This is a genomic window from Microbulbifer harenosus (genome assembly GCF_005771435.1).
Lineage (GTDB): Bacteria > Pseudomonadota > Gammaproteobacteria > Pseudomonadales > Cellvibrionaceae > Microbulbifer > Microbulbifer harenosus.
In genome coordinates, this window is the sequence record NZ_VANI01000004.1 from 422715 (window position 1) to 441503 (window position 18789).

Below are 18789 nucleotides of genomic sequence, written 5' to 3' on the forward strand. Positions count from 1 at the left end.
GATCAACATTCGCCGATCCTACAATCCGCCGTACGCTTACCATCCTGATCAGCCATCTGACACAGAAGGAGCCGGCCTCATGTCTGTTATCCGGCAGAGCCCCCTTTGGGCACCGATATTAGTGGTTGTTTCCGCACTGTTGCTGTGCGGCTGCCCCGACCCCACCAAGAAGTACACCCTTGATCCCCGCGAACTGGTGAGCAATGGGTTTGGGGAGAAAGTCGCGCGCGAGTCGGAACCCTTCGGCGACGATATGGTGCGCTACCTGATGGGGCAAAAGCGCAAGGACGGCGCACTGTTCGTGCTGGATGTGGATTTCGAACCCGGCGGTTTTGCGCCGAAGATGGAAACTCTCGGGGACATCGAAGCGCTGCTGGTGATCATGCGGGACTTCCCTGCGCTCAAGATTGTGGTCGAAGGTCACACCGACAATGCCGGCGACCCGGAAAAAAACCGCAAGCTGTCGGAGTGGCGCGCCAACTGGGTGCGCCAATTTCTGCTGGAGCGCGGGATCAGCGCCGAGCGGGTGGAGGCCGCGGGCCTCGGCGATTCTGATCCGGTGGCAGACAACAGCACGCCGAAAGGCCGCGAGCAAAACCGCCGGTTGGTGGTGCGGGTGATCGACTTCGACGGCAAGCCGGTCAATGTGGGCCTGAATCGCGAAAAACCGAAGCGAGCAGAGTAATCAGCTTTTTCTGGCCAGATACCAGAAACACAGCGCAAACCCCGCCAGACCAAGCCAGGTTGCCAGGGCAAAGTCGCCAAGGTAGGGCACTCTGCCCGGCGCGCTCACCGCCAGTATGGCGACAATCACGCCCATCAGCGCCTCGCCGGTGATCAGGCCCGATGCCAGCAGCAGACCCTTGCCCTCCGCCTCATGGGTACCGCGGCGTTTCTGTTGCCAGTGTGCCAGTAGCCCCCCAAGAAAAATCGGAATCGACAGCCCGAGCGGCAGATACACGCCAACCGCAACGGCCAGCACCGGGAAGCGGAACAATGCGCCGCGGCGTTTCTGGATTTCGTCCAGCAGGATTAGCACTGCGGCGAGGACAAAGCCGATAAAAATGTAGTTCCACTCGATGCCCGCGCCAAAAATGCCGGTGGACAAGTCGCGCATCAGGCTCGCCTGAGGTGCGGACAGCGGTGTTGCTTCCGGGTTGAGTGGGCTTACCCGGCCGATGCCGTAGCCCTGGTCGAGAATTGACAGTACAAATGGAATCGCGCCCGCCGCGGCGACAACGCCGATAATCTGGAACACCTGCTGGCGCCAGGGCGTGGCGCCGAGGATATGGCCGCACTTCAGGTCCTGCATATTGTCGCCGGCAATGGCGGCGGCGGAGCAGATCATCCCCGCCAGGTACATCACCGCGATCGGGCCGAGCCTGCCAGCGATGCCCTCGTTGCCCATCAACTGCAACAGGATCAGTGCCGACACAATCACGGTGGCAATAGTGACGCCGCTGATGGGGTTGTTGCTGGAGCCCACGAGACCCGCCATATATCCGGCAACGGACGCGAAAATGAATCCCAGTACCAGCATCAGCCCCGACATGATGGCCGCGATCCAGTAGCGTTCGGGATAGCCGTCCAGCGCGTGCAGGAAGATGAAATACAGCGGTATCGCGGACAGCAGCACCAGCAGGCTCACATACGGAATTGGCATGTCCTGTTCGGTGCGCAGTGCCACCTCGCCGGCCTTGGCCTGGCGGTGGGCGTGCAGCGATGCCTTAACCCCGGCGATCAGGGGCCGGCCAGTGTGATCAGCGACCACACGCCACCCACCATCATGGCGCCGACGCCAATGCGCCGGCACTGCTGCCAGGAGGCGCCGGCGAGATTTTCCCAGTCCTGCGCGCTCCAGCCCGCCATATTGCCGCTGACACCGGCGAGCTGCATCAGCTCGTCGCTGTTAATCAACCAGTTGATCGGAACGCCAATGATCGTACCGATTACGCCGCCGATAAACACCAGCGCCGCCACGTTCAGGCCGACGATATAGCCGACGCCGAGCAGTGCCGGACTCAGGGTGATATTGCCGGTAAACAGCCAGTTGCCGCCGAGCCAGCTCTTGGTGGCGGCGACACCGCCGGCCAGCAGGCCGACACCGGACTCCAGCAGTTTGATCAGGCCGCCGAGACCGGCCGCTGCCAACAGAATGCGAAAACCGCGCTTGGCCTCCGCACTGGGGCGGTACTCCGGGTGATCCCTGTCGGTTTGTATACCGCCGGTTTTCAGTACCTGGGCGGTGGCCACCCCTTCGGGAAACGCCAGCTCCGTTTCCACGATCAGCGCGCGCCGCAGCGGAATGGTAAACGCCACCCCAAGCACCCCGCCGAGCAGCCCGATCAGTGTCATGGTGCCCCAGTGATATCCGCTCCAGGCCCCCATCATGACCAGCGCCGGCAGGGTAAAGATGATCCCCGCGGCGAGGGACTCGCCGGCGGAAGCCGAGGTCTGCACCATGTTGTTTTCGAGGATGGTGGAGCGGCGGAACAGCCGCAAAAGCCCCATGGAGGTGGCGGCGGCGGGAATGGAGGCGGAAACGGTGAGGCCGACCAGCAGGCCGATATAGGCGTTGGCCGCGGCGAGCACCGCCGAGAGTACCGCGCCGAGGATCAATGCCTTGAGGGTGATTTCGCTGATCACCTGATCAGCGGGGACGAGGGGACGATCGGCCATGGACAACTCCTTGTCAGCAGGCTTGAAAATTATTTCCTCTCAAGATAGCAAAAAGGGGCGCAATGCCCCTTTTTTAATGGATGTACCTGTGCAGATCAGTCCGCGCTTTCGGCGAAATTCAGCGCACGCAGGATATCGGCGCTCGGCGCCACCTGGTTCATGGTGTAGAAATGCAGCCCCGGGGCGCCGCCTTCCAGCAGGGTTTCACACAGGTCGGTGACGATTTCCTGGCCGAGCTTTTTCACATCTTCCGGATCGCGGTAGCTCTCCATACGGTACTTCAACCAGCGCGGGATCTCCGCACCACAGTTGCGCGAGAAACGCGCGAGGTTGGCGAAGTTGGTGATGGGCATGATGCCCGGGTAAATCGGCGCGTCGATGCCGGCCTTCTCGCACTGGTCGAGGAAGTAAAAATACGCATCCGGGTTGTAGAAGTACTGGGTCAGCGCGCTGTTGGCACCGGCCTCGAACTTGCCTTTCAGGAAGCGGAGATCCGCATCGTAGCTTTCCGCCTCCGGGTGGATTTCCGGGTAGGCCGCCACTTCCAGGTGGAAGTGATCGCCGGTGTGGCGGCGGATAAATGCCACCAGCTCGTTGGCGTATACCAGCTGTGCCACCGAACCCATACCGGAAGGCATATCGCCGCGCAGTGCGACAATACGGTCCACGCCGGATTCTTTATAGCGTTTGAGCAAACCGAGCACGGTTTCTTCATTGTCGCCGCCAAAGGACAGGTGTGGCGCAATGGAAACACCGTCGCGGCGCAGGTTGCACACGATGTTGGCGGTGGTATCGCGGGTGGTGCCGCCGGCACCGTAGGTCACGGAGAAAAATGCCGGGCTGAACGCCTGCAGTTCCTCGCGGGTCTTGTACAGTTTTTCCCGGCCCTCTTCGGTCTTGGGGGGGAAAAATTCGAAGCTGATGCGCAAATCATTCATGGTGCTATTCCATTCCCTCGGGCTGGATTCCGGCGTGCGCCGGAATGACGGGTTTGTTTTGTCTCCGTCATGCCGGCGCAGGCCGGCATCCAGCAACCAGAGTCAATTAATACTTGTAACTTTCCGGCTTGTAAGGGCCGTCCACAGAAACGCCAATATAGTTGGCCTGGGTCTCGGTCATGCGAGTAATCACACCGCCAAAACCTTCCACCATGTATTTCGCCACTTCTTCGTCCAGCTTTTTCGGCAGTACTTTTACATACAGCGCGGACACTTTCTGGTCCGCCGGCAGGTCGGCAAATTTTTCCTGGTACAGGTGAATCTGGGCCAGTACCTGGTTGGCGAAGGAGCCATCCATGATGCGGCTGGGGTGGCCGGTAGCGTTGCCCAGGTTCACCAGGCGGCCCTCGGACAGCAGTAACAGGTGATCGTTGGTTTCCGCGTTGCGCACGATCTTGTGCACCTGCGGTTTCACTTCCTGCCACTCCCAGTTCTTGCGCATGAAGGCAGTGTCGATTTCGTTGTCAAAGTGGCCGATGTTGCACACCACTGCGCCGGACTTCAGCGCTTTCAGCATGTTGGCGTCGCACACGTTGACGTTACCAGTGGTGGTCACCAGCAGGTCGGTATTGGCCAACAGGTCCTTGTTAATGCAAGACGCATCGCCGGTGTTGACGCCGTCGATGAACGGGGAGACCAGCTCATAGCCGTCCATGCACGCCTGCATCGCACAGATCGGATCGATCTCGGTGACCTTCACGATCATGCCTTCCTGACGCAGGGATGCCGCAGAGCCCTTGCCCACGTCACCGTAGCCAATCACCAGTGCTTTCTTGCCGGACAGCAGGTGGTCGGTGCCGCGCTTGATCGCATCGTTCAGGCTGTGGCGACAGCCGTATTTGTTGTCGTTCTTGCTCTTGGTGACCGAGTCGTTGACGTTGATTGCGGGCACTTTCAGCGTGCCGGCTTTCAGCATGTCCTGGAGGCGGTGCACGCCAGTGGTGGTCTCCTCGGAAATGCCGTGACACTTTTCCAGCAGCTCCGGGTATTTGCGGTGCAGAAGTTCGGTGAGGTCGCCGCCGTCGTCCAGAATCATGTTCGGCTGCCAGCCGGCCACGTCGGCGCCGATGGTGCGCTCCAGGCACCACTCGTACTCTTCCTCGGTTTCGCCTTTCCAGGCAAACACCGGAATACCGCGCGCGGCGATGGCGGCCGCGGCATGGTCCTGGGTGGAGAAAATATTGCAGGAGGACCAGCGTACTTCCGCACCGAGGGCAACCAGGGTTTCGATCAGTACCGCGGTCTGGATGGTCATGTGGATGCAGCCCATAATGCGGGCGCCCGCCAGCGGCTGCTCCGCGCGGTATTTCTCGCGCAGGGTGATCAGCGCGGGCATCTCGCCCTCGGCAATTTCAATTTCCTTGCGGCCCCAGTTGGCCAGTTCAATGTTCGCGACCTTGAAGTCTTTGAATTCGGTGCTCATCTGGTTCATTACTTAACTCTCTGAAATTTCGTCGCCGTCATACCGGCGCATGCCGGTATCCAGTTTCGTGGCAGCTGGATTCCGGCATGCGCCGGAATGACGAGTGTATGTAAATTAAATTCCGGCCTGTGCGCGCAAAGTTTCCGCCTTGTCGGTCTTCTCCCACGGGAAGGCGGTGAATGTTTCGGACTGCTCGTGACCGTTGCTGTCGATCCACTTGTAGGTATGCTCGAACGGCTCGCGACCGAAGTGGCCGTAGGCGGCGGTGAGCTGGTACATGGGGTGCAGCAGGTCCAGCGCCTTGGAAATGGCGTAGGGACGCAGGTCGAAGTTCTCGCGGATCAGTTCGATCAGCTTGTCATCGCTCACCTTGCCGGTGCCGAACGTATTCACGGAAACCGATGTCGGCTCGGCCACGCCGATGGCGTAAGACACCTGAATCTCACAGCGCTTGGCGAGCCCGGCGGCGACGATATTCTTCGCCACGTAACGGCCGGCGTACGCCGCGGAGCGGTCCACTTTTGACGGATCCTTGCCGGAGAAAGCGCCGCCGCCATGACGGGCGGAGCCGCCGTAGGTGTCGACAATGATCTTGCGCCCGGTCAGACCGCAGTCGCCCACCGGGCCGCCGATCACAAATTTGCCGGTGGGGTTGATGTGGAACTTGGTATTTTCATGCAGCAGTTCCGCCGGCAGCACGTGGTGCACGATTAATTCCAACACCGCTTCGCGCAGGTCTTCCTGGGAAACTTCCGGGCTGTGCTGGGTGGATAGCACTACGGCGTCGATCGCGCAGGGCTTGCCGTCTTCGTCGTAGCGGAAGGTCACCTGGCTCTTCGCATCCGGGCGCAGCCACGGCAGCAGGCCGGACTTGCGCGCTTCGGCCTGACGTTCTACCAGGCGGTGGGCGTAGTAGATCGGGGAGGGCATAAAGGTAGGGGTTTCGTCGGTGGCGTAGCCAAACATCAGGCCCTGGTCGCCGGCACCCTGGTCTTCGGGTTTTACGCGGTCGACGCCCTGGGCGATATCCACAGACTGTTTGCCGATGACGTTCAGCACACCACAGGTCTCGCCGTCGTAGCCGACGTCGGAGGAGGTGTAGCCAATATCGGTGATGACCTTGCGCACCAGATCTTCGAGATCGACCCAGGCGGAGGTGCTGATTTCACCGGCGATGATGGCGATACCGGTTTTCACCAGGGTTTCGCAGGCAACACGGGCGTTCTTGTCGCGCGCCAGCAGTGCGTCCAGTACTGCATCGGAAATCTGGTCGGCGATTTTGTCCGGATGGCCTTCGGAAACAGATTCCGAAGTAAAGATGCTGTATTCACTCATTGTGATCTCTCCATTTGCGCCGCGGGCGCTCCATTTATCCGCTGCTGGCGGTTAGCGTAAATCTTGTTGCGTGCTCCGTAGCCTTTTGGTTTGGAGCACTGGTCCTGGTTCAGTGGCGGCCGGGCAGCGGGTGAAAGGTTTCAAAACCGCTGTGAATACGTCCCTGTACGCTGCGTCGGCAACATCCCTGTTGCCGACGCTTTTGAAACCTTTCCCCCGCTACCCGGCCTTAAATTCGAGTTATTGAGCTTCGTCGTTAATTCTGCTTACGAAGCGCATAATTTCATCGCGAAGCCAGAGCACCGGGTGGACCTTTTCGGAAGCGTCGCAAACAGGATGTTTGCGCCGCAGCTCCCAGGGATGGGTTCCCAGGGGGGCGCCTAGCTCGGTTCCGAAAAGGTGCACCCGGTGATCTGGCGCCCGGTACTAAAAACAGAGCACCAAAGCTACGAAGCTCAGGACTTTACAAATTCCTGAATCTGAATCTGAAACCCGTTGCGCAAAGCACTGTGCACACTGCGGCCTTTCGATAATCCTGCTTCAGAAGCCCACTCAACCAACTGCTGTGGCGCAAACCCAAGCCACAGATCGCCACAGGCATCCCGTGCCCAGTCCTGCTCGTGGTCGTGCAGTTCCGTAATCAACAACTGCCCCCCCAGCTTCAGGGACTTCTGCAAATCCTGAAAAATCTGCGCCGGCTCCGGGGTGTGGTGCAACACCATATTCACCACAATCGCATCGCAACTTTCCGGGCGCGACGCCGCAGCACGGGTGTCGTCGCACACAAACTCGATATTCTGCAGACCCTTCTCGTCCGCAAACGCCTGCGCGCGCTCCAGCATCGTCTTCGACAGATCCAACGCCGTCACCGTGCCAAAGCGATTCGCCAGCTCCGCCAGAAATTCACCCTCGCCGGGTCCCACTTCCAAAGCGTGACGCCCCGGTTTCAGCAACTGCGCCACCTGCGGGCCGTACACGCTATAACTGGCGATCAACTCCTGCTGCTCGCGGAAGCGGTTGCCGTAGTCCGCAAAGAACCGGCGCGACGCCTCCGCGCGCTCTGCCGCAATCTGCGCCACGGTCTCCGCGCGCTCCTCGGTCAGTGGCAACAGATCGAGGCCGGCAAACAACTGCTGCAGCAGCTCGCTGCCCGCCGTGCGGCGGTAAAAGAGGTTGTTCCCCTCGCGGCGCTTGCTCACCAGGCCCGCCTGAGTCAGCACCTTCAAATGGTGCGACAGAGCAGGTTGGCGCAGATCGAAGATGCGGCACAGCTCCAGCACGCTGTAAGAGTCCTGACTCAGCAGGCGCAGGACCTCCAGGCGCAGCGGGTCGCCGGCGGCCTTGAGGGTCGCCGCCAGTTGCGGAATCTGGTCGCTCGCGCGTACTTCGCGGCTGGCAGGGGCGTGGCTGGAGTCAAACATGGTGGGGAGTCTAGCAGCGGCCTGAACCTATATCAAAATTTTTTGATTTAGGTGTATCAAAAATAGTTGATAGAGGTGGGAGTGGGCCATCGGTTTGCCAAAAGATCGCCAAACACCGGGAAAATGTTGCATTGCTGGCCGTGAATTGAACCCTCAGCCTTTGCGCCGACGGGGCGATTACGGGAAAATACCGCCCCCCGTTTGTCACAGGCTCCTGTTTTACTACCGGCGCCGCAGACCGCAACGGGGCCGCGGCAACTGGCCGTCAGAGCCGGGCTCGCAGCACATCTGATGAACCGAAGACCCCAAACCGAGAGATCCCTATGTCTTCTACTCCGTCTCGCACAGAAAAGGCCAATGCCATCCGCGCCCTCGCCATGGACGCGGTCCAGAAAGCCAATAGCGGCCACCCCGGCGCCCCCATGGGCATGGCCGACATCGCCGAAGTGCTGTGGAACGACTATCTGAAACACAATCCGGCCAACCCCGAGTGGGCGGACCGCGACCGCTTCGTGCTGTCCAATGGCCACGGTTCCATGCTGCTGTACTCCCTGCTGCACCTGACCGGTTACGACCTGTCCATTCACGAGCTGCAGAACTTCCGCCAGCTGCACTCCAAGACCCCGGGCCACCCCGAGTACGGCTACGCCCCGGGTGTAGAAACCACCACCGGCCCTCTGGGCCAGGGCATTACCAATGCCGTGGGCATGGCGCTGGCCGAGAAAGTGCTGGCGGCCCAGTTCAACCGCGAAGGCTACGAGCTGGTGGACCACCACACCTACACCTTCCTGGGTGACGGCTGCCTGATGGAGGGTATCTCCCACGAAGCCTGCTCCCTGGCTGGTACCCTGGGCCTCGGCAAGCTGATCGCGTTCTACGACGACAACGGCATTTCCATCGACGGTGAGGTGGAAGGCTGGTTCACCGACGATACGCCTAAACGCTTTGAAGCCTACGGCTGGCACGTGATCCCGGGTGTGGACGGCCACGACCCGCAGGCGATCAAGGCCGCCATCGAGGCCGCCCGCGCCGAGACCACCAAGCCCACCCTGATCTGCTGCAAGACCGTCATCGGCTTCGGCTCTCCCAACAAACAGGGCCGCGAAGAGTGCCACGGTGCGCCGCTGGGCGCGGAAGAAATCGCGCTGGTACGCGAAACCCTCGGCTGGAAACACGAGCCCTTCGTGATTCCCGAAGACCTGTACCACGCCTGGGATGCGCGCCCCAAAGGCGAAGCCCAGGAAGAAGAGTGGAACGACATCTTCGAAGACTATAAAGAAGCCCACCCGGAGCTGGCCGCAGAATTTGTGCGCCGCATGAAGGGCGAGCTGCCGGCAGACTTCCTCGCCAAGGCCGACGAGTACATCAAAAAGTGCCAGGCCGACGCCGAGAAAATCGCCTCCCGCAAGGCCAGCCAGAACACCCTGAACGCCTTCGGTCCGCTGCTGCCGGAATTCCTCGGCGGCTCCGCTGACCTCGCCGGTTCCAACCTCACCATCTGGTCCGGTGCCAAAGGCGTCACCGCGGACGATGCCAGCGGCAACTACGTCTACTACGGCGTGCGTGAATTCGGCATGAGCGCCATTATGAACGGCGTCGCCCTGCACGGCGGCCTGGTGCCCTACGGCGCCACCTTCCTGATGTTCATGGAATACGCCCGCAATGCCGTGCGCATGGCCGCACTGATGAAACAGCGCGTCATCTTCGTGTACACCCACGATTCCATCGGCCTCGGCGAAGACGGCCCCACCCACCAGCCGGTAGAGCAGCTCACCGCCCTGCGCGTGACTCCCAACCTGCACACCTGGCGCCCGTGCGACGCCACCGAATCCGCGGTCAGCTGGAAAATGGCCGTGGCCCGCAACGACGGCCCCAGCGCCCTCATCTTCAGCCGCCAGGGCCTTGCCCCGCAGCCGCGCACCGATGAGCAGCTGGCAGCCATCGAGAAAGGCGGCTACATCCTGCGCGACTGCGAAGGCACTCCGGAAGCGATCATCATCGCCACCGGCTCAGAGGTCGAGCTCGCCACCGCCGCTGCCGACAAGCTCGCCGGCCGCAAAGTGCGCGTGGTTTCCATGCCGTGTGCCGAAGCCTTCAGCGCCCAGCCCGCCGATTACCGCGAATCCGTACTGCCCTCCGCCGTGCGCGCCCGCGTTGCGGTAGAGGCCGGTCACAAGGACTACTGGTACAAGTTCGTCGGCTTCGACGGCGCCATCATCGGCATGGACACCTTCGGTGAATCCGCCCCGGCGGGCGATCTGATGAAGCACTTCGGCATCACCGCCGATAAAGTCGCCGAGGCCGTCGAGTCTCTGCTGAAGTAACGCGCTGGCACCCTGTAGGAGCCTGCTTGCAGGCGAACAGATCAGAGCACAGATCTATTCGCCTGCAAGCAGGCTCCTACAGAGTCCGACTCCGAATCAGGAATCCATGATAAGACTCGCCATCAACGGCTACGGCCGTATCGGACGCAGCGTCCTTAGAGCCCTCTACGAATCCAACCTGCGCGACCAGCTGCAGATCGTCGCCATCAACGAACTGGCCGACTGCGCCACCATCGCCCACCTCACCAAATACGACACCGTCCACGGCCGCTTCCACGGCGAAGTTGCGGTGCACAACGAAACCCTGCACATCAACGGCGACAAAATCGCCGTCACCCACCACCGCAAACTCGAAGCCCTCGACTGGCGCAACCCGCAGGTAGACATCGTCCTCGAATGCACCGGCAGCTTCAGCGAGCGCGAGCGCGCCGAGCTGCATTTAAAGGCCGGAGCACAAAAAGTCATCTTCTCCCAGCCCGCCAGCCGCGACGTCGACGCCACCGTCGTCTACGGCATCAACGACACATCGCTCAGCGGAAAAGAGACCATCATCTCCGCCGCCTCCTGCACCACCAACTGCAGCGTCCCCGTGATCGCCGCACTGGAAAATGCCTTCGGTATCGAAGCCGGCGTCATCACCACCATCCACTCCGCGATGAACGACCAGCCGGTAAGCGACGCCTACCATCACACCGATCTGCGCAAAACCCGCTCCGCGATGAACTCCATCATCCCGGTCGACACCGGCCTCGCCCGCGGTATCGAGCGCATACTCCCCGGCATGGCCGGCAAATTCGAAGCCCAGGCCATGCGTGTGCCCACCATCAACGTCTCCGCCATCGACCTCTCGGTGCAGTTGAAAAAACCTGTCACCCAGGCCGAAGTCAACACTGTACTCAAAACCGCAGCGGAAACCCGCTACTCCGGCGTGCTCGGTTACAGCGAAGAACCCCTTGCCTCCTGCGACTACAACCACGACCCCCGCTCCGGCATCGTCGACGCCAGCCAGACCCGGGTCGCTGGTGGCAAGCTGGTGAAGGTGCTGATCTGGTTTGATAACGAGTGGGGGTTTGCCAATCGGATGCTGGATGTGGCGAGAAAGCTGCAGGCCTGAATGCGTGCAGATTATTCTGCTGACACATGAGCGCGAAGTGATGCGCCCGAGTAACACCGGCCAGTTGGTTTTAACCGCGGTGTCTGATGTCGGTGTAAGTGCAAAGCGCCTGATCTGGCGGCGCGCAGAACCGGACAAGACATTACTCTCGATGCTGGGTGGGGGCAGCACCGGGCTTGTGTATCCGGATACCGAAGTCGCGGGGGCAGCGTACAGCACACTGGATATTGAAGCCTGCCAGCGGTTTATTCTGCTCGATGCCACTTGGCAGGAGGCGCGCAAGATGTACAACCGCAGCCCGTATCTACACGCGGTGGGTAGAGTGAGCCTGAATTCAGCGCGAGGCTCTCGCTATCGCCTGCGTCGCAATCAGAAGAAAGAGGGACTGTGTACTGCGGAATGTGTTGTGGAAATTCTGCGGAACAAAGACCGTCATGAGCTCGCCGACAGGCTCGAAGAGCAATTTGTCCATTTCAATGAAAATGGTGGCTAACGGGTGCGCGATCTCTATTGTCACCGCACGTTGCAGCAACCCCGTACCACTGTTTTCCACTGACTTGGCTACACGCGATCCACTTCGGGAATTCTGATCAACAGATCAGTCACCCCAACATCACTGTCTGCCTGAGACAGCAGTGTGGAAACCTGTCCACGATGATGGGTTTGATGATTAAAGAAGTGGAGAATCACGCTCGAAAATCGTTTGTTGGCCGGTACTCCCTTGGTGCTGCGGTAACTCAACACAGAGCCCAGATCAGCTTCGGTGAGTGTATCTATCCAGTGAATGATCAGGCTGTCCAGCCAGGCTCGGTGCTCAGTGAGAGCTGCAAAATCGTTAAAGAGTATCTGATCCAGACTGTCAGGACTCGGAAGTACAGAGATCTCACGTAGAGACGTCCGGCTGGATGGGTGTGTCGCGAACCGCTTCAACCATATGGTGTCACCAACCAATATATGATTGAGGGTGCCCAAAATAGATCCAAAATAGGCCTGACGATCTTCGGCTAACTCTTCAGCACTGAGGTGGCCAGCGGCTCCATAGATCTGTGAATTCATTGACTGATTGTAATCAGCCATCATTTGAAAATGGTTTTTCAGGCTCATCGGAATCCCTTCACATATACAGGTCCGGTGTTCGGATAACCTATTCGCGCACGCCAGTCATCCGGCACTATTAACAATATTGGATGTTCTAGAGAACTGAACTGACTTCAGCGTAGAAGTCTTCATATATACACGCCGGGAATTAGAATTCCCAGACGCTTGATGCACCAACGTACCATCCGGAGCCGATGCGTCTCAAATCCGCGCTAGATGATTGGCATCCCCGTGACATGTCCGCTCACTCATCGACGGTTGACTGTTGGTAGCGGTAGCAGTTTTTGTGGCGAGAGCTCCTTTTTTACAACTTGCAAACGCTAAGCATTCTCATTAGCATCGCTTTTTTATGAAACCGATGGGAATACAGGATGTACAAAAAAACATCAGCCGGATGCCCGTGTTTTGCACGCCGGAGTCTCGCTGCGGCGATTGCCTGTGCCGCGCTCAGCCCTCTGGGACATGCGCAGTCTTCTGGAAACCCGCACGCTGAAAAGCAAGCCATAGAGGAGGTGGTGGTGATCAGCCGCTACACCACCAAAGACCGTCTGGATACCGCAACCGGACTCGGTCTCACCCTCTATGAAACGCCGCAGTCCGTGAGCGTGGTCACTGCGCAGCGTATTACCGATCAGAACCTGGAATCCCTGACGGACGTTATCAACAATGCTACCGGTGTTTCCGCCCGCGCCCAGGACAGCACCCGGCATACCTATTCCTCGCGCGGATTCGCGATCAACAACTACCAGGTGGACGGTATTCCTATCTACTGGCAGCCGGGTGGCAACGCCGGTGAAACCCAGTCCGATATGAGCCTGTATGAGCGGGTGGAAATTGTGCGCGGCGCCACCGGCCTGCTGACTGGCGCCGGCAACCCTTCTGCGTCGGTCAATCTGGTGCGCAAACACGCAGACAGCAGGACGTTCACCGGTAATGCAGATGTGTCCGCCGGCCGCTGGAACACCTACTCTGCCACCGCCGATGTGAGCACACCGCTGAATGCCAGCGGCTCTGTCCGGGGGCGATTTGTCAGCCATATTCTGGACGGAGACTCTTTCCGCGACCTGGCAGGCGAAGAAAAAACTGTATTTTACGGCGTGGTTGATGCCGACCTTACCGACAATACCCTGTTGCGGATTGGTGCCAGTCGGCAGGAAAACGACCCCACCGCATCCACTTGGGGTGGCCTGCCCACCTGGTATGCCGATGGCAGTCGCACCGAGTGGGCTCGGAGCAAAACCATAGGGGTGGACTGGACGTCCTGGTCCTCCACGGTGGAACACTACTATCTGGATCTGGTGCAGCAGTTCGGTGGTTGGACCGCCAAGTTCAGTGTCAATAACAACCGCAACGCGTCAGATCAGAAGCTGCTGTACCTGTTCGGTACCCCGGACAGGGAGACCGGACTCGGTATGGGTGCCTCTCCGCGCAATGCGGCCACTGACCGCGATCAGACCAGCGTCAGCCTCCAATTGAGTGGAGCCTACACGTTGTTGGGGCGAGAGCACGAACTCACCCTGGGTGCGATAGACCACAAGGACGACAGCTACGCAACCTCCCGCTCCCGCAGCAACGTTGCTCAGGTGGGTAACTTCAATACCTGGGATGGCCATTACCCCGAAGCCACCTGGGGGGACAACAATCTAGACATCGATCAGACCACAGAGCAGTTCGGCCTCTATGCCGCCACTCGCCTTTCCGTCACCGACGATTTGAAGGTGATCGCCGGCGGGCGTGTCGCAGACTGGGAACAGCGGGGCTTCTACTACGGTGCTCAGCAGTCCTTTGGCGATGACGATGTATTTATCCCCTACGTCGGTGCACTGTATGAATTCAGCGACCAGCACACCGTTTACGCCAGCTATACAGAAATCTTCCAGTCGCAGAATCTGCAGAACCGCCACGGTGATTTTCTCGATCCGGTTACCGGCGAGAGCAAAGAACTCGGTCTGAAAAGCCAGTTTTTTAACGGAAGTCTGCAGACCACGGTATCCGTGTTCGATATTCTGCAGGACGGACTCGGCCAGCCCGATGGCAACTTGCCGGTACCCGGCATTGAAAACAGTCAGGCCTATTATGCCGCGGAGGGTGCCAGCAGCCAGGGATATGAACTGGAAGTGGTTGGTGAGCTGAAGCCCGGTTGGGATCTCAGCTTCAGTTACACCAGTTTTGACGCAGAGGATGCTGCAGGCAACGCGGTCAACACCAGTCAGCCCAGTGAGTTGTTAAAGCTGTTTACTACCTATCGTTTTGCCGGACAGCTGGAAGGGCTGATTCTGGCCGGTGGGGTCAACTGGCAGGGGCGCAACTTCACTGATACCACCAACCCCGTCACCGGCCAGGCGGAACGGCTGGAGCAAAAAGCCTACAGTCTGGTCAGCCTGATGGCCCGCTACCGATTCAGCGAGCAGATTTCCGGCCAGATCAATTTTGACAACCTGCTGGATGAGACGTACTACAGCCAGATCGGCTTCTATAACCAGCTTGAGTATGGAGAGCCGCGCAATGTCACAGCCTCCGTCACCTATCAGTTCTAATCCTGTCTGAGTTGACTGACGGAAACGCTAAGGCCCCGATGACAATCTCATCGGGGCCATTCTTTTGTACAGTAAACAAAAAAGTATCGGGGGCTCAGATATGGGGTTGCACGGCTGGCGGCTGATCTCGCTGATCGGTGCCGCGTTGTTGGGAGGATACATACTGGCGACTGCCGCGGGCATCTTTCTCGCCGGTGTGCTGCCGTTCTCTATCGCTGAAAATACCCTGATCGGACATCTGTCGGGGTTTGCGTTTTATACCGGCGCCATTCTATGGGTATTTCATACGCGCAGACCCGGCGTCGCCTGGGCGAGCCTCATACTCGCCAGCACTTTGCTGGCGAGTATCGGTCTCGCACTGCGTCAACCGGCAGTAGGCTGAAAGCGGTAAACAGTATGGCCAAAGAAACAGATCGCAACGTCGCACCTGCCGTGAAAGCGGGGCTCCGTCAGACCATGTCCTGGGTGCACACCTGGGCGGGCCTCACCCTGGGCTGGCTGTTGTACTTTATGTTCGTCACCGGCACCGCCGGTTACTTCGATACAGAAATCGACCGCTGGATGCAGCCGGAGTTACCACCGGCGCAGATCAATCGCGCCTCCACGCAAAGTGCAGCCATTCTGTTGGGTAAACTGCAGAGCGAAGCCCCGGGTGCGGAGCAGTGGCTGCTCACGCTGCCTGCTGATCGCAACCAACCCTTCGCGGGTATTTACTGGCGTGGCGCAGACCTACAAGCAGGCGCGGGCGCTGCCAGTGGCAATAAGCTGGTGGACCTGAATAGCGGCGCAACCTTGCAGGCGCGAGAGACCGGAGGCGGCCAGCAGCTCTACCAAATGCACTGGTTGCTGCACTACACCTCTCGCAGCTACTCCGACTGGCTGATCAGTATCGCCACGCTGTTCATGCTGGTCGGCTTGGTTACCGGTGTCATTATTCACAAGAAAATTTTCAAGGATTTCTTCACTTTTCGCCCGAACAAGGGCCAGCGCTCCTGGCTGGATGCCCACAATGTACTGAGTGTGATCACGCTGCCCTTTCAATTGATGATCACCTATTCCGGGCTGATCTTCATGGGCTTCTCCTTTATGCCGTTGATCGTCGCCGCCCAGTACGGCGGCGAGGGCCGCGGCCAGTTTTACAATGAAGTGTTCAGCCCGCCGGGGATGATTGACGCGGCCGGCAGTCCCGCAAGGCTCGCGCCACTTGCACCGGTCATTCATCTGGCCGAACAGTACTGGGGGGAGGGGCGAATACGCAGTATTGATATTCGCTACCCCGGCTTTAGCAACGGGCGCATCGTACTTTCGGAGACAATCGATGGCACTGTTGCCACCGGTGCTGGCCGTCTGGTGTTCGACGGTGTGACCGGTGAGTTGCTGCACAATGCGCCGTCCGGCTCGTCACCGGCCAAGCGCGTGCGCGACGTATTTCTCGGCCTGCACGAAGGCCTGTTTGCCGCGCCGGCAATCCGCTGGCTGTATTTTTTCTCCGGCTTGCTCGGCACCGGTATGGTTGCCACCGGTCTGATCATGTGGGCGGTAAAACGCCGCCAGCGCGCTGAACGCACTAGCGGCCGTCGTCCGCATGGTCTGGTGCTTGTGGAGAAGCTCAATGTGGGAACCATTGCCGGCCTCCCCACTGCCGTCGCTGCCTATTTCTGGGCCAACCGTCTGTTGCCCGCAGACATGCCGGCACGGGCCGATTGGGAAGTGCACGCGCTGTTTCTCACCTGGCTGCTGATGCTGGTGCACGCGGCGCTGCGCCCAACCCGGCGGGCCTGGACGGAGCAACTCGCTGCCGCCGCGTTTGCGTTTGCGGCGATACCGCTTATCAATGCCCTGTCCACCCCGCGGCATTTACTGCACAGCTTCGTCAGTGGGGACTGGGTGTTCGCCGGGTTTGAGCTCACCGCTCTCGGCATCGCCAGTCTGTTCGGCGCCGCCGCGTGGTTCTCCCGCATATCGCTGCCCGCAGCGCGTCGCGTAAACGCTGCTGACCATCCGGCAGCGTCCGCCGCCGGTGCCATGGGAGATCTTTCGTGAGCACGCCATCCCTTGCCCTGCTGGCTCAATGTCTGCTGGTATTGTCCGCGTTTGCGGGCTTCTGCCTCGCCGGTAACAATCCCGGGTCGCATACAAACTTGGTCAGCTGGCGCGGATGGCTGCGCGGTTACGGCTGGATCACACTGAGCGCCACCGCCGTTATTGCGGTACAGGCTGCGGGATGGGGGCCGGGGCTGGCCGGACTTGTGGGGGTGGTCAGTTTCGCGGTGTTTATCGTGATCGGTCTGGCGACTTACCGGAGGCAATTTCTGCCGCGAGTATTTGTAATTGCGGCGGCTGCGGGTGCAGCCACACTGGTGCCACTCACTCGAGCTTGGCTTTGAACTGCAGCCGCGGGCCGGGCGCCCTGGCCAATTCGCGGCGCAGTAACAAGGGCGCCTAGCGCACGCCGCAGGAACCAAGCCGCTGTTTATAGGGTTGGTGCTGGCTGAGAAAAGTATTGTATTCCTTGCGGAAATCCGCACAGGATTGAGTGCTGTCATCGGAGCTGCCACAGCAGCGGATGGTCTCATCGAGCTCGCGCACAGACACACTGTCAAACGCCTGCGAATGTCCCGCACCGTACATAATGCTGTCTGACCAGGTCTTTACCGGTCGCCAGGAATTATTTCCGTAAGCGCCGCCATAGTAGCAGCCCGCGCCCTCCAGGCAGTCCAACCCTATGTCTTCACTGCCCCAGGCCGGTGTGCACTGGGAGGCGAAGTAATCGTCCTTGGCTTCGTCGGACCAGGCGCAGCACTGGTAGTTACCGTCGGCGTCTTTTGTACACGCGCCAGTTTCGGAGCGATTAAAACTGGTGCAGCTGTCCCTGGTGGTCAGCGTGGGGCAGGTGGCGCTGGCTGACTGAGTGTACTCCGATGCGGGTTTGTAACTGCCGCACCACTTGCTGCAACCCGGGCCGTCGAGGTTGCGCCATTCCCGGGAAAGCTCGCTCGGCCAGCCCTCGACAGCGGTGCCACTGCCATCAATACCGGTTTCGTATAGATCCGCAAGTCCGAAGTTGTGCCCGACTTCGTGAACGACGATATTGCGCAAATGGCGCAGCGCAGTGGTGGCGTCGGGCCAGCTGCTGTCGCTGCCGAGATAGATCACCTCGCCACCGGATGCCCCGTAACCGGTATCTGCCACCACAATCTTGATGATGCCGTAAATGTCATCCGCGCCGCACTGTTGATCCATTGCCTGCATGACCTTCGTATCATCACACGCGAATGCCGTTCCTTCCTGAGCCTTGCAGCCCAGCGCGGCAAAGTCCTGCAGTTCAATGCGGTAAAACGCAAAACGGGAAAACTGTTCGGCGAATGGCGACAGAGCCCGGAACTGATTGTCGATGGCATCGGTGACGATCTCATCGAAATACGGGGCGTTGTCCAGATTGGCGAGCAGGACCTTGAACTCTGCGGTTTCGCTGCCGGCAATTGGTGTGCATCTGCTCAGGCTGGCGTAATCGCCGGGCGCCACTGCGGTAGCGTTGCTGGGCGTTGATACCTCTCCGGTAGTGCCACCGGAGGAATTGTTGGAGCCCGGCGCCGTGGATGTCGGTGGCGCTTCGACCGGTTCCTCCGGCGGTGCGATATCGCTGTCACCCGCGCTGCTGCCGCCACCGCAACCGGCGAACAGCAAAGGCAGAGTACAGAGAGAAACAAGAAAAAGGTAATGGCGGCCCTTGGCCAGCCAACTGGATGACCAGGGTGAAACGATGGATGAAATCATAATACGGCGTAGGGGGTTTTATTGTGTTAATCCCTGCGCCTAGATACCAGTGACCGACTGGTATCCGCTTCCGTGAACTTTTG

General features: G+C 59.8%; 14 protein-coding genes and 1 pseudogene. 8 read left to right on the forward strand and 7 right to left on the reverse strand.

The genetic code is table 11. The annotated features are described in order from the left end of the window. Positions 1-79: 79 nt before the first annotated feature. Positions 80-685: an OmpA family protein gene (locus FDY93_RS04085; protein ID WP_138234457.1), complete on the forward strand. Its 606-nt coding sequence runs from the start codon at positions 80-82 to the stop codon at positions 683-685. Here the strand turns inward: FDY93_RS04085 and FDY93_RS19940 are convergent. From FDY93_RS19940 to FDY93_RS04110, 5 genes and pseudogenes are all read right to left on the reverse strand, one after another. Further along, positions 686-2620, reverse strand: a pseudogene (locus FDY93_RS19940) (OPT family oligopeptide transporter); the annotation flags it as partial. Between the two features lie 154 nt (positions 2621-2774). Continuing rightward, the gene (metF, locus tag FDY93_RS04095) at positions 2775-3617 is read right to left on the reverse strand and encodes a methylenetetrahydrofolate reductase [NAD(P)H] (RefSeq protein WP_138234458.1); all 843 of its coding nucleotides are present in this window, start codon (positions 3615-3617) and stop codon (positions 2775-2777) included. A 106-nt stretch (positions 3618-3723) separates the two neighbouring features. Beyond that, positions 3724-5109 (reverse strand): adenosylhomocysteinase, encoded by a 1386-nt coding sequence (gene ahcY, locus FDY93_RS04100; RefSeq protein ID WP_138234459.1) that lies wholly within the window; start codon positions 5107-5109, stop codon positions 3724-3726. Between the two features lie 105 nt (positions 5110-5214). Beyond that, entirely contained in the window at positions 5215-6435 is a 1221-nt protein-coding gene (gene metK / locus FDY93_RS04105) for a methionine adenosyltransferase (RefSeq protein ID WP_138234460.1), read from the reverse strand. Between the two features lie 455 nt (positions 6436-6890). After that, on the reverse strand, positions 6891-7856 hold the full coding sequence (locus tag FDY93_RS04110; protein WP_138234461.1) for a metalloregulator ArsR/SmtB family transcription factor: 966 nt from the start codon (positions 7854-7856) through the stop codon (positions 6891-6893). 323 nt (positions 7857-8179) lie between these two features. Here FDY93_RS04110 and tkt point away from each other — a divergent pair, with 323 nt between their 5' ends. The 3 genes from tkt to FDY93_RS04125 all read left to right on the forward strand — a co-directional run bounded on the left by tkt (position 8180) and on the right by FDY93_RS04125 (position 11787). Beyond that, complete coding sequence (gene tkt, locus FDY93_RS04115; protein ID WP_138234462.1) at positions 8180-10180, forward strand: transketolase; 2001 nt, start codon at positions 8180-8182, stop codon at positions 10178-10180. A gap of 106 nt (positions 10181-10286) precedes the next feature. Further along, a complete protein-coding gene (gene gap, locus FDY93_RS04120; protein WP_138234463.1) occupies positions 10287-11294 on the forward strand; it encodes a type I glyceraldehyde-3-phosphate dehydrogenase in 1008 nt (335 codons plus the stop codon). A gap of 4 nt (positions 11295-11298) precedes the next feature. Continuing rightward, positions 11299-11787: a DTW domain-containing protein gene (locus FDY93_RS04125; protein ID WP_171018881.1), complete on the forward strand. Its 489-nt coding sequence runs from the start codon at positions 11299-11301 to the stop codon at positions 11785-11787. A 68-nt stretch (positions 11788-11855) separates the two neighbouring features. Here the strand turns inward: FDY93_RS04125 and FDY93_RS04130 are convergent, their stop codons facing one another. Next, on the reverse strand, positions 11856-12398 hold the full coding sequence (locus FDY93_RS04130) for a DinB family protein (RefSeq protein ID WP_138234465.1): 543 nt from the start codon (positions 12396-12398) through the stop codon (positions 11856-11858). Positions 12399-12763: 365 nt separating this feature from the next. On the opposite strand from FDY93_RS04130, the gene FDY93_RS04135 reads away from it, so the two are divergent. The 4 genes from FDY93_RS04135 to FDY93_RS04150 all read left to right on the forward strand — a co-directional run bounded on the left by FDY93_RS04135 (position 12764) and on the right by FDY93_RS04150 (position 17316). Further along, positions 12764-14929: a TonB-dependent siderophore receptor gene (locus tag FDY93_RS04135; RefSeq protein WP_138234466.1), complete on the forward strand. Its 2166-nt coding sequence runs from the start codon at positions 12764-12766 to the stop codon at positions 14927-14929. Between the two features lie 100 nt (positions 14930-15029). Next, the gene (locus FDY93_RS04140; RefSeq protein WP_138234467.1) at positions 15030-15311 is read left to right on the forward strand and encodes a hypothetical protein; all 282 of its coding nucleotides are present in this window, start codon (positions 15030-15032) and stop codon (positions 15309-15311) included. A 14-nt stretch (positions 15312-15325) separates the two neighbouring features. Beyond that, positions 15326-16972 carry a PepSY-associated TM helix domain-containing protein gene (locus FDY93_RS04145; RefSeq protein ID WP_220446088.1) on the forward strand — a complete coding sequence of 549 codons (1647 nt, stop codon included), beginning with the start codon at positions 15326-15328 and terminating at the stop codon, positions 16970-16972. Beyond that, positions 16969-17316: a DUF3325 family protein gene (locus tag FDY93_RS04150; protein ID WP_138234468.1), complete on the forward strand. Its 348-nt coding sequence runs from the start codon at positions 16969-16971 to the stop codon at positions 17314-17316. Before FDY93_RS04145 ends, FDY93_RS04150 begins: the two co-directional genes overlap by 4 nt. Before the next feature lie 55 nt (positions 17317-17371). Here the strand turns inward: FDY93_RS04150 and FDY93_RS04155 are convergent, their stop codons facing one another. Then, positions 17372-18706 carry a zinc metalloprotease gene (locus FDY93_RS04155; RefSeq protein ID WP_138234469.1) on the reverse strand — a complete coding sequence of 445 codons (1335 nt, stop codon included), beginning with the start codon at positions 18704-18706 and terminating at the stop codon, positions 17372-17374. Positions 18707-18789: the final 83 nt, after the last annotated feature.

Coding starts and splice junctions, on each gene's coding strand:
- FDY93_RS04085 (WP_138234457.1), top strand. CDS start 80: ATGTCTGTTATCCGGCAGAGCCCCCTTTGGGCACCGATATTAGTGGTT.
- metF (WP_138234458.1), bottom strand. CDS start 3,617: ATGAATGATTTGCGCATCAGCTTCGAATTTTTCCCCCCCAAGACCGAA.
- ahcY (WP_138234459.1), bottom strand. CDS start 5,109: ATGAACCAGATGAGCACCGAATTCAAAGACTTCAAGGTCGCGAACATT.
- metK (WP_138234460.1), bottom strand. CDS start 6,435: ATGAGTGAATACAGCATCTTTACTTCGGAATCTGTTTCCGAAGGCCAT.
- FDY93_RS04110 (WP_138234461.1), bottom strand. CDS start 7,856: ATGTTTGACTCCAGCCACGCCCCTGCCAGCCGCGAAGTACGCGCGAGC.
- tkt (WP_138234462.1), top strand. CDS start 8,180: ATGTCTTCTACTCCGTCTCGCACAGAAAAGGCCAATGCCATCCGCGCC.
- gap (WP_138234463.1), top strand. CDS start 10,287: ATGATAAGACTCGCCATCAACGGCTACGGCCGTATCGGACGCAGCGTC.
- FDY93_RS04130 (WP_138234465.1), bottom strand. CDS start 12,398: ATGAGCCTGAAAAACCATTTTCAAATGATGGCTGATTACAATCAGTCA.
- FDY93_RS04135 (WP_138234466.1), top strand. CDS start 12,764: ATGTACAAAAAAACATCAGCCGGATGCCCGTGTTTTGCACGCCGGAGT.
- FDY93_RS04140 (WP_138234467.1), top strand. CDS start 15,030: ATGGGGTTGCACGGCTGGCGGCTGATCTCGCTGATCGGTGCCGCGTTG.
- FDY93_RS04145 (WP_220446088.1), top strand. CDS start 15,326: ATGGCCAAAGAAACAGATCGCAACGTCGCACCTGCCGTGAAAGCGGGG.
- FDY93_RS04155 (WP_138234469.1), bottom strand. CDS start 18,706: ATGATTTCATCCATCGTTTCACCCTGGTCATCCAGTTGGCTGGCCAAG.